At 63.3% G+C, this 14445-nt stretch carries 15 protein-coding genes; 6 read left to right on the top strand and 9 right to left on the bottom strand.

The genetic code is table 11. From position 1 onward, the window contains the following. Positions 1-84 precede the first annotated feature (84 nt). Both IPM06_01375 and IPM06_01380 read left to right on the top strand, forming a co-directional pair. A complete protein-coding gene (locus tag IPM06_01375) occupies positions 85-921 on the top strand; it encodes an amidohydrolase family protein (protein ID MBK8769063.1) in 837 nt (278 codons plus the stop codon). Then, positions 810-1742 carry an amidohydrolase family protein gene (locus tag IPM06_01380; protein MBK8769064.1) on the top strand — a complete coding sequence of 311 codons (933 nt, stop codon included), beginning with the start codon at positions 810-812 and terminating at the stop codon, positions 1740-1742. The genes IPM06_01375 and IPM06_01380 overlap by 112 nt, the downstream gene beginning before the upstream one ends. Positions 1743-1753: 11 nt before the next feature. On the opposite strand, the gene IPM06_01385 is transcribed toward IPM06_01380, so the two are convergent. From IPM06_01385 to IPM06_01410, 6 genes are all read right to left on the bottom strand, one after another. Beyond that, on the bottom strand, positions 1754-2548 hold the full coding sequence (locus IPM06_01385; protein ID MBK8769065.1) for a hypothetical protein: 795 nt from the start codon (positions 2546-2548) through the stop codon (positions 1754-1756). Between the two features lie 57 nt (positions 2549-2605). Continuing rightward, a complete protein-coding gene (locus IPM06_01390) occupies positions 2606-3256 on the bottom strand; it encodes a hypothetical protein (protein ID MBK8769066.1) in 651 nt (216 codons plus the stop codon). A gap of 97 nt (positions 3257-3353) precedes the next feature. After that, complete coding sequence (locus tag IPM06_01395) at positions 3354-4100, bottom strand: amino acid ABC transporter ATP-binding protein (GenBank protein MBK8769067.1); 747 nt, start codon at positions 4098-4100, stop codon at positions 3354-3356. 3 nt (positions 4101-4103) lie between these two features. Then, the gene (locus tag IPM06_01400; GenBank protein ID MBK8769068.1) at positions 4104-5222 is read right to left on the bottom strand and encodes an amino acid ABC transporter permease; all 1119 of its coding nucleotides are present in this window, start codon (positions 5220-5222) and stop codon (positions 4104-4106) included. 1 nt (position 5223) lies between these two features. Beyond that, positions 5224-6429, bottom strand: a complete 1206-nt coding sequence (locus tag IPM06_01405) for an ABC transporter permease subunit (GenBank protein MBK8769069.1) — start codon at positions 6427-6429, stop codon at positions 5224-5226. 79 nt (positions 6430-6508) lie between these two features. Beyond that, a complete protein-coding gene (locus IPM06_01410; protein MBK8769070.1) occupies positions 6509-7546 on the bottom strand; it encodes an amino acid ABC transporter substrate-binding protein in 1038 nt (345 codons plus the stop codon). Between the two features lie 183 nt (positions 7547-7729). On the opposite strand from IPM06_01410, the gene radA reads away from it, so the two are divergent. The 4 genes from radA (at position 7730) to IPM06_01430 (ending at position 12042) form a co-directional block, all read left to right on the top strand. Continuing rightward, the gene (gene radA, locus IPM06_01415; GenBank protein ID MBK8769071.1) at positions 7730-9121 is read left to right on the top strand and encodes a DNA repair protein RadA; all 1392 of its coding nucleotides are present in this window, start codon (positions 7730-7732) and stop codon (positions 9119-9121) included. Positions 9122-9183: 62 nt separating this feature from the next. After that, positions 9184-9834, top strand: coding sequence for a CvpA family protein (locus IPM06_01420; GenBank protein ID MBK8769072.1), 651 nt, complete (start codon positions 9184-9186; stop codon positions 9832-9834). A gap of 10 nt (positions 9835-9844) precedes the next feature. Beyond that, positions 9845-11305, top strand: a complete 1461-nt coding sequence (locus IPM06_01425; protein ID MBK8769073.1) for an amidophosphoribosyltransferase — start codon at positions 9845-9847, stop codon at positions 11303-11305. Positions 11306-11310: 5 nt separating this feature from the next. Then, entirely contained in the window at positions 11311-12042 is a 732-nt protein-coding gene (locus IPM06_01430; protein MBK8769074.1) for an SDR family NAD(P)-dependent oxidoreductase, read from the top strand. A gap of 1 nt (position 12043) precedes the next feature. Here IPM06_01430 and der read toward each other — a convergent pair whose 3' ends face one another. From der to IPM06_01445, 3 genes are read right to left on the bottom strand one after another with little or no spacing between them, the layout of a single operon-like run. Next, entirely contained in the window at positions 12044-13420 is a 1377-nt protein-coding gene (gene der, locus IPM06_01435) for a ribosome biogenesis GTPase Der (GenBank protein MBK8769075.1), read from the bottom strand. Continuing rightward, positions 13420-13737, bottom strand: coding sequence for a hypothetical protein (locus IPM06_01440; protein MBK8769076.1), 318 nt, complete (start codon positions 13735-13737; stop codon positions 13420-13422). Before IPM06_01440 ends, der begins: the two co-directional genes overlap by 1 nt. Positions 13738-13745: 8 nt before the next feature. Beyond that, complete coding sequence (locus tag IPM06_01445) at positions 13746-14402, bottom strand: tetratricopeptide repeat protein (GenBank protein MBK8769077.1); 657 nt, start codon at positions 14400-14402, stop codon at positions 13746-13748. Positions 14403-14445: the final 43 nt, after the last annotated feature.

Raw genomic sequence — 14445 nt, forward strand, 5'->3', positions numbered from 1 at the left:
CCGCTTGTTGAAACTGGCTCCATGCTGCGCCCTTGAAGCAGACAGGTCAAGGCGGCAAAGTCACCGCAGAGGAACACACCACCCATGATTGCCGATCTCATCATCACCAACGCCCGCGTCATCACCATGGACAGGGAGAAGCCCTTCGCCGAGGCCCTTGCCATCCGTGGCAATTCCATCCTCCGCGTGGGCAGCGCCGCGGCGGTGATGGAACTGAAGGGTGCCACCACGCGCGTTCACGACAACAAGGGCAACACGGTCATTCCCGGCGTCATCGAGGGACATGTGCACCTCTTCATCGGTGCCGCCGAACTGCCGCTGCTCAACATCTATGGCATCCACGGCTTCGATGCGATTGCCGCGGCGGTTCGTGACTACCGGGCCCGCAATCCGCGTCAGGTTTTTCTCCATGTGATCGGGGCCACGCATGAACATTTCGGTGCGGGCACGCCCATAACCCGCCACCTGCTGGACCGCATCGTGGCGGACGTTCCCTTCGCCATCGGCTGCTTTGATCATCACACCTGCTGGGCCAACACGAAGGCGCTGGAGGTGGCTGGCATCCTCAACGGGCGGACGCTTAACACCGGCAATGAAATCGTCATGGGCGCGGATGGTCTGGCCACCGGCGAGTTGCGCGAATTCGAAGCCTTCGCCCCCATCCTCGCCATGGGAGCCAGCGGCGGGCGCGAGTCATTGGGCATTGTCACCGGGCGCGACCCCGACAAGGTGACCCTGCACAACGCGACGCCGACCGCGAAACGATCCGCACCGGCATCGCCCACGCCAATGCCCTCGGCATCACCACCATGCACAACATGGATGGCAACCGCTACCAGTTGGAGCTGCTGCACGATCTCGAAACACGCGGCGAACTCAACGCCCGGCTGGAAGTGCCCTTCCACTTCCGCAACACCATGAAGCTGGCCGACGTTGACGAAGCGGTGGATTTCCGCCGCGACTACCAGACGGACATGGTGCATTCAGGCCGCGTGAAGCTGTTCATCGACGGTGTCATGGAAACACTGACGGCCCAGATGCTGGAGGATTATCCAGGCCATCCCGGCAACAAGGGTGCGCCGCTCTACAGCCACGACGAGATGCTCGCCATCGTGGCCCGCGCCGATGCCCACGGCCTGCAGGTCTCCACCCATGCGATTGGCGATGGCGGCGTGCGCACCACCCTCGATGCCTACGAGAATGCACAGCGCGTCAACGGCAAGCGCGACTCCCGCCATCGGATCGAGCACATCGAGTTGATCGACCCTGCCGATATTCCGCGCCTCGCCGCCCTCGGCGTCGTCGCTTCGCTGCAGCCCATCGCGGGAATCGGCGTGCCCGGCGCCCCACCCGAACCCATCCTCAGCCGCGTCGGTGACAAGCTGCCCTATGCCTATGCCTGGCAGACGCTCCGCAACACGGGTGCCGCCATTGCCTTCTCATCGGATTGGCCGGTGGCCCCGCTCGACCCGTTCCTCGGCATGCAGGCAGCCATGACCGCACGTCCCCTGAAGCCGGACTGCCCCAACCAGGCCCAGAGCCTGATGGACACGATCCACGGTTTCACCCTTGCAGGTGCGCACATGGAATTCATGGAAGCCCGCAAGGGCATGCTGCGCGAAGGCTATCTCGCTGACGTCGCTGTTCTCAATGCCGACATGGAAAAATTGCCGGCCGGCGAAATCGCCACCGTCAAGCCGGTGATGACCATCTGCGACGGCCGCGTCGTCTACGAGGCGTAACGGATCAACCCTTACTGCCCGTCACCAAAATCTTCCTCGCCGTCGCCGCCCCGGCTGTCGCGGGCGGCGAGGCCTTCCACGCACAGCCGTGTCTTGGCGGTGCCGATCGCCGTCGAGCGGTAGAGGAAGTTGATCTGGCTGATGCGGCGCTGTTCACCGCGCAGGTCAATGGGACGGGTCACGGCGCCCGACGGGATCACCTGGCGGATCACAAAGTTGTCGCGCGAGCCGTTGCCATAGATCACCAGCATCTCCAGCATCTCGATGTCATAGCCCGTGGAGCGCAGGCGGAGCGAACGGAACGGCTGGTCGGAATTGATGACCAGCTTGTCCTTGTCGCCGAGGAAACCGACACTCTTGCACCCGAGATCCACCCAGTTCATGGGCGGCGGCGGTGGCGGTCCGCCGGCATCCGCAAGAAGCACGAGGCGCACCTTGCCGCGCGGCACATAGCTGATTTCGATCGCCCGCACGGGGCGCGGACGTTCCAGGCGCAGCAGCGGCGTGCGTTCACCTTCCGCCAGCGACTGACGCACACGCACGCGCTCCCGCTCGCCATTGCCATAGACAACGGTGACAGAGCGGACTTCGGCACTGCCCTGCGCCGCCGCGATGCGGAAGGCGCGCAGGCGCCGGTTCTCCGGATCCAGTTGGATGACGCCGGTCTCCGGTTCTGCCGGAAGCGGCTCGTAAGTCACAGACCCGACAGGGCGCAGCCGCTCTTGCGCCTGCGCCGTCAAGGCCCCAAGTCCGGTCGCTGCAAGGAATGCGAGCGACAATGTCGTGATCAGGAAATGTTTGCGCATCAGGGCCTCCGGGATTTGCCCACAAAGGTAAACCCCGGGGACTCTTGCGTCAAAGCCTCATTCGGCGAAGCAATAGAACAGCCCGGCACCACCGGTCTTCACCAGCGCCTCGTTGCTGCAGCCCGCCGTACCGTGGGACGAATTCCACGACATCATGTGGCGCGTCGGCTTCAGCCCCATGCGGTCATGATGGCCAACGATGGCTGAGCCATCGGTGCCGGACGTCCAGTTCTTGCAGGTCGTGTCGCCGCCCGCTGTCGAATACATGCCGGAGGGATCGGAGCCGGTGAGGATGTCGTGCGTGTTGGGCTCATCGCCACGCCCCTTCACCGTCTCGCCCTTCTCGGTGAGGGCGGTGTCCTTTGTGAGGTTGTTCTTGTCGGAATGCAGTTCATCGACGGAGTTCGCAATCACCACGCCCTTGGCGTTTTGCCACGGTCCCTTGCCGATGCGGTCACGCGCGTTGACGCCCGCCTCGCCCTGGGCGCCTGTCGTGGAGAGATAGGCATGCCAAGTAGTCTTCTTCGCTCCCGCGGCCTTCGCGAGCGAAGCGCAGTAGGCATCCGCACCATCCAGCCCGCCGAGATCCCCGCCCTTGCCGGGATTGGCGCTGGTGACGAAGAAAGTCATGTCGGCCATCTCGGCGGATGCGGGCGCGGCAAAGGCCGCCACGGCAAAAATCACGGGAAGAAGTCTGACAGTCCTCATGGCTCTCTCCTCTCAAGGCAATGCCGCCCGGAGAAGAAGACTAGGTGAGGAAAGAGAAACCGCTCAACTCACAAATTTGTCATGGAACCAAATGGGCTCAGTGCAAAATCTGTTCGAGGAACATCTTGGTGCGGGGGCTCTTCGGATTCTTGAAGAACGCGTTGGGTTCGTTCTCCTCCACGATCTGTCCCTGGTCCATGAAGATCACCCGGTTCGCCACCTGACGGGCGAAGGCCATCTCGTGCGTCACGCACAACATGGTCATGCCACCCTGCGCAAGGTCCACCATCACGTCCAGCACCTCCTTGATCATCTCGGGATCGAGCGCGGAGGTGGGTTCATCGAATAGCATGATCTTGGGATTCATGCACAACGCGCGCGCGATGGCGACGCGCTGCTGCTGACCGCCGGAAAGTTGCCCCGGATATTTCAGCGCCTGCTCCGGAATCTTCACGCGGGTGAGATACTTCATCGCCAGCGCTTCCGCCTCCGCCTTGGGCATCTTGCGCACCCAGATGGGCGCAAGCGTGCAATTCTCCATGACGGTGAGGTGAGGGAACAGGTTGAAGTGCTGGAACACCATGCCGACTTCGCGCCGCACCTCGTCGATATTCTTGAGGTTGTTGGTGAGCGGAATGCCATCGACCGAGATGTCACCCTGCTGGTGTTCCTCAAGCCGGTTGATGCAGCGGATCATGGTGGACTTGCCCGAGCCCGAAGGCCCGCAGATGACGATGCGCTCGCCCTTCGCCACCTCGAGGTTGATGTCCCGCAGCACGTGAAACTGGCCGTACCACTTGTTGACACCCTTGAGCGCGACAGCGGGTTGTTCCGGAGTTGCCATGGATTACCTCTTGGTGCCTGTGGCGAGCTTGCGCTCGATGAATTGCGAATAGCGCGACATGCCGAAGCAGAACATCCAGTAGATGGATGCGAGCACGAAGTAGCCAGTGTTGCCGGTCTGCGCGCTCGCCCACTTGGCGTCGTTGAATCCCGTCTGCACCATGCCGAGCAGGTCGAGGATGCCGACAACGGTGACAAGGCTCGTGTCCTTGAACAGGCTGATGAAGTGATTGACGATCGACGGAATGACGATCTTGATGACCTGCGGCATGATGATGAGTCCCATCATCTTCCAGTAGGAAAGCCCCACCGCCTGCGCACCCTCGTATTGCCCCTTGGGAATGGCCTGCAATCCACCGCGGATGATTTCCGCCATGTAGGCCGAGGCAAACAATGCCATGCCGATGATGGCGATGAGCAGCTTGTCGGGATTGACGCCGGGCGGCATGAAGAGCGGGAACATGTTGGCCGCCATGAACAGCACCAGAACCAGCGGCACACCGCGCACCACCTCGATGAAGATGGTGGAGAGCAGGCTGACGATGGGCATGGTCGAGCGCCGCCCCAATGCCAGCAGGATGCCGAGCGGCACCGAGACCACCATGGACGTGACCGACAGCACCAGCGTCACCATCAACCCGCCCCACTGCGTGGTTTCCACAAACGGAAGGCCGAACATGCCGCCGACGAAGAGCACGAAGGTGATGACGGGATAGACGACAAAGAAGAACAGCGCCGACCACGGCTTGCCGGGCACGGAGGGAATGAGCAGCGCCGCCATGGAGAGAACACCGAGGATATAGACCACGTTCACCCGCCAGCGCTCTTCCATGGGGAAGAAGCCGTACATCCACTGATGGAATTTGGCGAAGGCAAAGGGCCAGCAGGCGCCGGCACCCGGCGCATTGCACAGTTCCCGATCCGGTGCCGACCACACCGCACGGATGATCGCCCAGTCAATGAGGTTCCACACCACCCAGAAGACCAGCGCGGCAATGAAAAGCCCCGCGACGCTGCTGATGGGCGTCGGGAACAGCCGCTTGCGGACGGCCGCCCATGGTCCGGTCAGGTCTGCGGGAGCAGGCAGCGTGGGCGCGTCTTCGGTGCGCACATATCCGGTCATGTCAGCGCTCCACCAGCTTCATGCGTGCATTGAACCAGTTCATCAGCGTGGCCGTGACCAGGCTTGTTGCGAGATAGACGACGAGCACGATCGAGAACACCTCGATCGCCGCACCCGACTGGTTGTTGACGGTGCCGCCCGCATACATGAGATCGGGAAAGCCGATCGCCACGGCGAGCGAGGAATTCTTGGTGAGGTTCAAATACTGGCTCGCCATCGGCGGAATGATGACGCGCATCGCCTGCGGAATGACAACGAGGCGCAGCGTCTGGTTTCCATCAAGCCCCAGCGCCTGCGACGCTTCTGTCTGCCCGTGGCTGACGGCAAGGATGCCGGAGCGCACGATCTCGGCGATGAATGACGCGGTATAGATGACGAGTGCGAGGAACAGCGCGAAGAATTCCGGCACCAGCGTCATGCCGCCGCGGAAATTGAAGCCCGCCAGTTCCGGGAAGTCCCAGCTCAGAGGCCAACCCGCGAGAAGAAGCCCAAGCGCCGGCAGCAATATCAGGGCAGCGATGGACGGAATGACCGTCGGCGTGGCGATGCCTGTCTGTGCCTGTTTCCGGGCGGCCCAGCGTCGGAAAATGGCAACGCCCGCAATGGCGATGGCGAGTCCGGCAAGCCCCGCCCAGGCGCCATCGGCGAAATTGGGATGCGGCAGGAGCAGACCGCGATTGCTGAGGAACAGGCTGCTGTTGAAGAACGTATAGGCCTGCTTCGGTCCCGGCAGCGGCTTCAGCACCAGCGCATACCAGGCGAAGATCTGCACCAGCAGCGGCACATTGCGCACAAGCTCCACATAGCCCAGCGCAAAGCGTGACACGATCCAGTTCTTGGAGAGGCGCATCACGCCAATGGTGAACCCGAGCAACGTGGCAAAGATGATGCCGAGCACGGCCACCAGCGCCGTGTTGTAGAAGCCGACGAGCAGTGCACGGGCATAATTGGACGACGACGAATACCAGATGAGTGACGTCGAAAGATCGAAGCCGGACGACTGGCTGAGGAAATCGAAACCGAAATGCTTGTTCAGGCGCGCCAGGTTGGCCTGGGTGTTCTGGACGATTTCATAAAGGCCCCAGAGCAAAAGCAGCAGCACCACGATCTGGCTCACCCAGCCGCGCAGCTTGGCGCTGTAGAGCCAGTCCATTCCACTGCCCTTCGGCGGGGCGGAAGTGAGTCGCTTGTCGTCGGCCGTGGTCATGGTCAGTCCCGCCCGCGTGTTGAAGCCATGAGAAGACGATGCCCGCCCCCACGAGGGAGGCGGGCGATGTCACGGGCGATCAGCGGATCGGCGGGGCGTATTGCAGGCCGCCCTGGTTCCACAGGGCGTTCTTGCCACGGGCGATCTTCAACTGCGCCAGGTTCCGCTCGAAGACTTCACCGTAGTTGCCGACACCCTTGACGATGTTGACGACCCAATCCGGTCCAAGGCCAATGCCCTTGCCGAAATCATTGTCGGCGTCCGTGCCGTCGGGATTCTTGACGTTGACGCCGAGCAGACGCTGGATTTCCGGATTGGCGGAACCCTTCATCTCTTCCACGTTGGCCTGCGTCACGCCGAGTTCTTCGGCATTGAGCAGCGCGTAGTAGGTCCACTTCACGATGTTGAACCACTGCGCATCACCCTGGCGCACGACAGGACCCAGCGGCTCCTTCGAGATGATTTCCGGCAGAACCATGTGGTCAGCCGGGGTGGGGAACTTCAGCACTTCGGCATAGAGGCCGGACTGGTCGGTGGTGAACACATCGCAACGGCCTTCCTGATAGGCCTTGAGCACTTCTTCGTTCTTTTCGAAGGCGACGATCTTGTATTCCATCTTGTTGGCCTTGAAGTAGTCGGCCAGGTTCAATTCCGTCGTCGTGCCGGTCTGGGTGCAGACCGATGCGCCGTTCAGTTCCGTCGCCGACTTCACGCCGAGCTTGGTGGGCACCATGAAGCCCTGGCCGTCATAATAGGTGACGCCCGCGAAGGAGAGGCCCAGCGTCGTGTCGCGGCTCATGGTCCAGGTGGAGTTGCGCGAGAGCACGTCGATCGAGCCTGACTGCAGGGCCGTGAAACGTTCCTTGGCATTGAGCGGCGAGAACTTCACCTTCGTGGCATCGCCAAACACCGCGGCGGCCACCGCTTTACAGAAATCCACGTCGAGGCCGGTCCAGTTGTTCTGGTCATCGGGGTTGGAGAAGCCGATCAGCCCCTGGCTGACGCCGCATTGCACGAAGCCCTTGGCCTTCACGTCGTCCAGCGTGGCCGCGGAGGCCGTCGCCGCTGCAGCGAGGCCGAAGACCGAGGCCAGGGCGAGTGTTTTGAATGTTTTCATTAGTGCGTGCTCCCTTGTGTTTGCGCCGGGGCGCAATGTACGCATTGTTTTCGCTGGCTGAGCCAGACTGCGGGTCAGACAAGCGCCAATTGACCGTTTGGTCAAGCAAGAGCGGTTCAAGGCATCCCCGTCGGGGAATTGGTGCATATTGCGTTCCCTCTCTGTTCCGTGGTATGCGCGGCCATGGCCAAAGTCTCCTCTGATTTCGTCTGCCAGTCCTGCGGCACCACCCACGCGAAATGGACCGGCCGCTGCGACGGCTGCGGTTCATGGAATTCCATCATCGAAGAAGCCCGCGAGGCGCCAGCCGCTGGCGCCAAGGGACAGGCCCTGCCCAAGGGCCGTGCCACCCGACTTCATGCCCTGAAGGGCGACACGGCAAGCCCGCCCCGCATCGAAACCGGCGTCTCGGAACTGGACCGGGTGGCGGGCGGCGGCTTCGTGCCCGGCTCAGCCGTGCTGATCGGCGGCGACCCCGGCATCGGCAAATCCACCCTCCTCCTCCAGGCCCTCGCCTCGCTGGCCCGCAAGGGTGAGCGCGTCATCTACGTTTCGGGCGAGGAAGCCATTGCCCAGGTCCGGCTCCGCGCCCAGCGCCTCGGGCTGGACGATGCGCCCGTGCTGCTGGCGGCAGAAACCAACACGTCCGACATCATCGCCACACTGAACGAAGGCACCCTGCCCTCCATCGTCGTCATTGATTCGATCCAGACCCTCTGGTCGCCGGTCATCGAATCGGCCCCCGGCACCGTCTCGCAGCTCAAGGCGGGCTCGGAGGCACTGGTGCGCTTTGCCAAGCAGAAGGGCGCCTGCGTGCTGCTCGTCGGTCACGTCACCAAGGATGGCCAGATCGCCGGCCCCAAGGTCGTGGAACATCTCGTCGACGCCGTCCTCTATTTCGAGGGCGACCGCGGCCACCAGTTCCGCATCCTGCGCGCCGTGAAAAACCGATTCGGCCCCACCGATGAAATCGGCGTCTTTGAGATGTCGGACGGCGGCTTGCGCGAAGTCACCAATCCGTCGCGACTGTTCATGGGATCCTCCGAACGGGCCTCGCCGGGAACGGCCGTGTTTGCGGGCATGGAGGGTACGCGCCCCCTGCTGGTGGAAGTGCAGGCCCTCGTCTCGCCCTCGCCGCTCGGCACGCCGCGCCGCACCGCCGTGGGCTGGGATTCGAACCGCCTCGCCATGATTCTCGCCGTGCTGGATGCCCGCGCCGGGGTGTCACTGGGCCAGCATGATGTCTACCTGAACGTGGCCGGCGGGCTGCGTCTGAAGGAACCGGCAGCCGACCTCGCCGTGGCCGCCGCCCTGCTCTCCTCACTCTCCGACACCATTATTCCCCATGGCACCGTGCTCTTTGGCGAGATCGCCCTCTCCGGCAGCATCCGGCCCGTGAGCCAGAGCGAGGCGCGGCTCAAGGAAGCCCAGAAACTGGGCCTGATCGACGCCATCATCGCCGAACAGGCCGAGGCGCTGAGCGTAAAAGGCCTCTCCACACGGGGCCTCTCCACCGTCGCCGACCTCGTCGCATGGGTTGCTTCCCGTTCAAAGGGACTGCGGAGAATCGCATAGCGCGGCAACGAGTTAGCCACTATAAGGGGCCGCGATTTCCCGACCCACCAGGACGCCGGCCCATGCCTTTTCAGGTTCTCGATCTCATTCTTCTCGGTATCATGCTGATTTCGGGGCTACTGGCCCTGATGCGCGGCTTCACCCGCGAGGTTCTGTCGTTGATTTCCTGGGGCCTCGCCGCCGTGGCGGCCTGGTTTGCCTTCCAGAAAAAGCCGGGTTTTGACCTCGTCCTGCCCTACGTGAACAACGACAAGATCGCCCAGGCCGTGATCGCGGCGACAGCCTTCATCCTGGTGCTCATCATCGTCTCCATCATCAGCGTCAAGATTTCGGATTCGGTTGTGGAATCATCCGTCGGCGCCTTCGACCGCACCCTCGGCTTCATCTATGGCATCGGCCGCGGCCTTGTCCTCGTGGCCATCGCCTACATGTTTTACTCCTGGGCCAATCCGCCCGACAAGCACGAGGACTGGATCCGCAACGCCCAGACCCTGCCGCTGATCCAGACCGTGAGCAACATGCTGATCAGCCTCATGCCGCCCGACATCGCCGACACGCTCACCAAGACCGCGCTGCCCACCAATCCTGAAGCGCCGGTGACGCCCGATGGCGGCACGTTGAACAACGGCCAGCAGCAGGGCCTCGACAACCTCATCGACGGTGCCACCACCACCAACCCGCCCGCCATGGGCGGCAGCGGTTCCGACCAGTGAGACCCCGCACATGATGCCGACTGACGAACTTGAGCTTGATGGCGACACGCTGCGCGAAGAGTGCGGCGTGTTCGGAATTTATGGCCACGCCGATGCGGCGGCACTCACGGCCCTTGGCCTGCATGCCCTGCAGCACCGCGGCCAGGAAGCCGCCGGCATCGTCACCTTTGATGGCAACCGTTTCCACGCCGAACGCCGCATGGGCCTCGTCGGCGACCACTTCTCGACGCAGAAGGTGATCGACCGCCTGCGGGGCGACTCCGCCGTGGGCCACGTGCGCTATTCCACCACGGGCGAAACCATTCTCCGCAATGTGCAACCGCTCTTCGCCGAACTCGCTGCGGGCGGCCTTGCCGTCGCCCACAACGGCAACCTCACAAACGGCCTCACGCTGCGGCGCGAACTGATTGCGCAGGGTGCCATCTGCCAATCGACCTCCGACACCGAAGTGGTGCTGCACCTCGTCTCGCGCTCGCAACGCGGCCGCATGATCGAGCGCTTCATTGATGCACTGCGCAGCGTGGAAGGCGCCTATGCCCTCGTCGCCCTCACCAACAAGAAACTCATCGGCGCGCGCGATCCCCTCGGCATCCGCCCTCTCATGCTGGGCGAACTGAATGGCGCCTACATCCTCTGCTCGGAAACCTGCGCCCTCGACATCATCGGCGCGCGCTTCGTGCGCGAGATCGAGAACGGCGAAGTGGTGGTGATTTCGGAAGATGGCATCGAAAGCCACTGGCCCTTCCCGCGCCAGCCGGCCCGGCCCTGCATCTTCGAATACATCTATTTCTCCCGTCCCGATTCCGTGCTGGGCGGCCGCTCTGTCTATGATGTGCGCAAGAAGATGGGCAGACAACTGGCCCGTGAGGCCCCGGCGGATGTGGATGTAGTCGTGCCCGTTCCGGACTCCGGCGTTCCCGCAGCCCTTGGTTATGCCCAGGAGCTGAACATCCCCTTCGAATTGGGCATCATCCGCAATCACTACGTGGGCCGCACCTTCATCGAGCCGACACAGACCATCCGCTCGCTCGGTGTAAAGCTGAAGCATTCCGCCAACCGCTCGGTAGTGGCAGGCAAGCGCATCGTGCTGATCGATGATTCAGTGGTGCGCGGCACCACGTCGGTCAAGATCGTGCGCATGATGTACGAGGCTGGCGCCAAGGAAGTGCACATGCGGATCGCCAGTCCGCCGATCACCCATCCGGATTTCTACGGCATCGACACACCGGAGCAGAAGTCGCTGCTTGCCGCCACGCACACGCTGGAAGAGATGCGCGCATATATCGGCGTCACCTCGCTCGCCTTCATCTCCGTCGACGGCATCTACAAGGCCGCCGGTTACGAAGGCCGCAACAACGCCCAGCCGCAGTTCACCGATCACTGCTTCACCGGCGAATATCCCACCCATCTCACGGATCACGTGGGCGAGGCCGCCAAGCAGCAGCTCTCCCTGCTGGCGGAAGCGGGCTGACCCATATGACCAAACGGCTGGACGGAAAGATCGCGCTCATCACCGGCGCTTCACGGGGCATCGGTTTCGAGACCGCTGTTCACCTGGCGCGCGAAGGCGCCCACATCATCGCCACGGCGCGCACGCAGGGCGGCCTTGAGGAACTGGACGACGCCATCCGCGCCGCCGGCTCCACCGCCACCCTCGTGCCCCTCGACGTGCGCGATTATGACGGCATCGACCGCCTCGGCGCTGCCATCTTCGAACGCTGGAAGAAGCTCGACATCTTCATCGGCAACGCCGGCTCCCTCGGCAAGCTCACGCCCATGGCCCATGTGGATCCCAAGGTCTGGGCGGAAGCCATGGATGTGAATGTCACTTCCAACTACCGCTTCCTCCGCTCGCTCGATCCCTTGTTCCGCAGTGCAGACTGGGCGCGGGTGATCTTCGTTACCTCAGGCCTCGCCTTCAAGTGCACGCCCTACTGGGGCCCCTATTCCGTCGGCAAGGCAGCATTGGAAGCCATCATGCGCACCTACGCGGGCGAGATGGCGACGACAAACGTGCGCACCAACTGCTTCTCGCCGGGAGCGACCCGCACCCGCATGCGCGCCACAGCCATGCCGGGTGAAGATCCCATGACGCTTCCCACGCCGGAAGAGGTCTCTCTGCAGATGATCGACATGTGCCTGCCCGCCTTCACCGACAACGGCGGCGTCTGGAAATACGACGCCAAGGGCCTGTTCAAGCAGTTCTGAACTATTTGTCTTCGTACGGATTCTTGCCGCCGCGCAGGGCGAAGCGGATGGGCACGCCGTCGAGGCCGAAATCCGCGCGCAGGCCGTTCATCAGATAGCGCAGGTAGCTTTCCGGAAGTTTGTTGAGCTGGTTGCCGAAGATCGCAAACGTGGGCGGCCGAGCATTGGCCTGCGTGGCATAGCGGATCTTGATGCGGCGGCCCGAAGGTGCGGGCGGCGCGTTCCGTTCCAGCGCCCCTTCCAGCCAGCGGTTCAGCTTGCTCGTGGTCACGCGCATGTTCCAGCGCCGGTCGGCATCGAACACGGCCTTCATCAGCTTGTCGGTACCGCGGCCCTGCTTGGCCGAGAGCGTCACCACGGGCACACCGCGGATTTCCGGCAGCACGTCTTCCAGTTTGCTTTCGACTTCGCGGAGCGTGCCCGACTTGTCTTCCACGGCATCCCACTTGGAGAGGGCCAGCACCACGGCCCGTCCCTCGCGCCCGACGAGGTCGCACAGCGACAGGTCCTGCCGCTCGATCGGCAACGTGGCGTCGATCAGCACGACCACGCATTCGGCAAAGCGGATGGCGCGCAGGGCATCTGCCACGGAAAGTTTTTCGATCTTCTCATGCACGCGCGACTTCCGGCGAATGCCGGCTGTATCCCACAGCTTGATGGCGCGGCCCTTCCAGGACCAATCGCTGACGATGGCATCGCGCGTGATCCCGGCTTCCGGACCGGTGAGCATCCGGTCCTCGCCAAGAAGCGCATTGACCAGCGTGGACTTGCCTGCGTTGGGTTGGCCGATGATGGCGAGCTTCAGCGGACGCTTGCGCTCCTCGCCCTCTTCGCCTTCGTCCGCCACATCCACTTCACCGTCGTCCGCCTCGTCCTGCGCCTGCTTGCGCGCGAAGGGAACGAGTGCATCGTACAGGCCATCGAGGCCTTCGGCATGTTCGGCGGAAACGGCGAGCGGCTCGCCGAAACCAAGGCTGTTCGCTTCGCCCAGACCCGGCAGCGCCGCGCGGGACTCCGCCTTGTTGCCGACCAGGATGACGGGCTTCCCCAGCTTGCGGATGCGCTGGGCAAAATCACGGTCGGTCGGCGTCACGCCAGCACGCGCGTCGATCACCAGAAGGATCACATCGGCGAGCTTCGCGGCATCGACGCTCTGCGCGCTCATGCGCGCCGCCAGAGAGCCTTTCGCGGCATCGTCAAGACCGGCCGTATCGAAGATGCGGAAATGGAGGTTGCCCAGGCGGCCATCGCCCTCGCGGCGGTCACGGGTGACGCCGGGCGTATCGTCGACGATGGCAATCTTCTGCCCCACAAGCCGGTTGAACAGCGTGGATTTGCCGACGTTCGGCCGTCCGAGAATGGCGACTGTGAAGCTCATTAGCCGTCGTTGAAAATGCCCTTGTTGGTCCCGGCGGCCGGCGGCTCGACGCAATCGGGATCAACAGTGGGGTCGCAGGCCTCGCCCTTCTTGGGGGCGGGCGCAGGTGTTTCGGCCGGCGCGGGTGGCGGAGCAGCGCCTCCTGCCGGGGGTTCAAGGTCCTGGCTCTTGGCAGTGTACTGGTCCGGCGTGAGGATGTCCTCACGCTGGCCGGGCAGCACGGTGCCGTCGTTCTTGCCGGTCAGCTTCTTGAACGTGCTGCATCCACCAAGGACGATGGAGAGGGCAACGACGGCAATGAGCGTACGGCTGTTCATGGTGGCGGTCACGTCTTGGGCAGGTTGGGTGCAATGAGTTGCACCATCACCTGGGCGCGCTGGCGCATCGCCGGCGGTGTTTCCGGATCGGCGAAGATCGCATTCATGTAGCGGTCCGCCATGACGAAGTCGCCGGTGCGATAGGCCGCGAGGCCGAAGATCTCGCGCGCCTGGTTGCGCCATACTTCGCTGTCCTTGTCGAACCTGCCAAGGCGGCCCAGCAGTTCATCCGGCTTGGCCGTATCGACGAGCAGGTAGCCGGCGCGAATGCGCGCCACGTCGGCGAGCAGCGGATCAATGGCCGGGTCTGCGGCAATGGCATCATAGGCGGCGACAGCCTTCTCGGCGTCACCCTTCTCGGCGAGAACGGACGCTTCCTGCAGGCGGGCCAGCTGGCCGTAGCCCTGGTGGTTCACGGCCTTCAGGGCCGAGAGCGCGTCCTCGAACTTGCCTTCGCCAGCCTTCTTGACGGCTTCGCTGTAGACAATGGCCGCGGCTTCCGATTGCGTCTGCTGGTAATACTGCCAGCCCTTGAAGGCGGCGACTGCAACCACGACAAGCACGGCAAAAACTGTGAAAAGGTTGCCGAAGCGGTCCCAGAGTTTCTTGTATTCATCCCGGCGGACTTCTTCGTCCACTTCCCGGATCAGAGATTCATCTGTCACGATACCCGCGCCTCATGCTGTTGGGTGGACGCGTAAACGAGCC

It is taken from the genome of Hyphomicrobiales bacterium (assembly GCA_016710435.1).
Classification (GTDB): Bacteria; Pseudomonadota; Alphaproteobacteria; order Rhizobiales; family Aestuariivirgaceae; genus Aestuariivirga.

What these genes read in the sequence shown, in the direction of transcription:
- IPM06_01375 (MBK8769063.1), top strand. Translation starts at nt 85, where the DNA reads ATGATTGCCGATCTCATCATCACCAACGCCCGCGTCATCACCATGGAC.
- IPM06_01380 (MBK8769064.1), top strand. Translation starts at nt 810, where the DNA reads ATGCACAACATGGATGGCAACCGCTACCAGTTGGAGCTGCTGCACGAT.
- IPM06_01385 (MBK8769065.1), bottom strand. Translation starts at nt 2,548, where the DNA reads ATGCGCAAACATTTCCTGATCACGACATTGTCGCTCGCATTCCTTGCA.
- IPM06_01390 (MBK8769066.1), bottom strand. Translation starts at nt 3,256, where the DNA reads ATGAGGACTGTCAGACTTCTTCCCGTGATTTTTGCCGTGGCGGCCTTT.
- IPM06_01395 (MBK8769067.1), bottom strand. Translation starts at nt 4,100, where the DNA reads ATGGCAACTCCGGAACAACCCGCTGTCGCGCTCAAGGGTGTCAACAAG.
- IPM06_01400 (MBK8769068.1), bottom strand. Translation starts at nt 5,222, where the DNA reads ATGACCGGATATGTGCGCACCGAAGACGCGCCCACGCTGCCTGCTCCC.
- IPM06_01405 (MBK8769069.1), bottom strand. Translation starts at nt 6,429, where the DNA reads ATGACCACGGCCGACGACAAGCGACTCACTTCCGCCCCGCCGAAGGGC.
- IPM06_01410 (MBK8769070.1), bottom strand. Translation starts at nt 7,546, where the DNA reads ATGAAAACATTCAAAACACTCGCCCTGGCCTCGGTCTTCGGCCTCGCT.
- radA (MBK8769071.1), top strand. Translation starts at nt 7,730, where the DNA reads ATGGCCAAAGTCTCCTCTGATTTCGTCTGCCAGTCCTGCGGCACCACC.
- IPM06_01420 (MBK8769072.1), top strand. Translation starts at nt 9,184, where the DNA reads ATGCCTTTTCAGGTTCTCGATCTCATTCTTCTCGGTATCATGCTGATT.
- IPM06_01425 (MBK8769073.1), top strand. Translation starts at nt 9,845, where the DNA reads ATGATGCCGACTGACGAACTTGAGCTTGATGGCGACACGCTGCGCGAA.
- IPM06_01430 (MBK8769074.1), top strand. Translation starts at nt 11,311, where the DNA reads ATGACCAAACGGCTGGACGGAAAGATCGCGCTCATCACCGGCGCTTCA.
- der (MBK8769075.1), bottom strand. Translation starts at nt 13,420, where the DNA reads ATGAGCTTCACAGTCGCCATTCTCGGACGGCCGAACGTCGGCAAATCC.
- IPM06_01440 (MBK8769076.1), bottom strand. Translation starts at nt 13,737, where the DNA reads ATGAACAGCCGTACGCTCATTGCCGTCGTTGCCCTCTCCATCGTCCTT.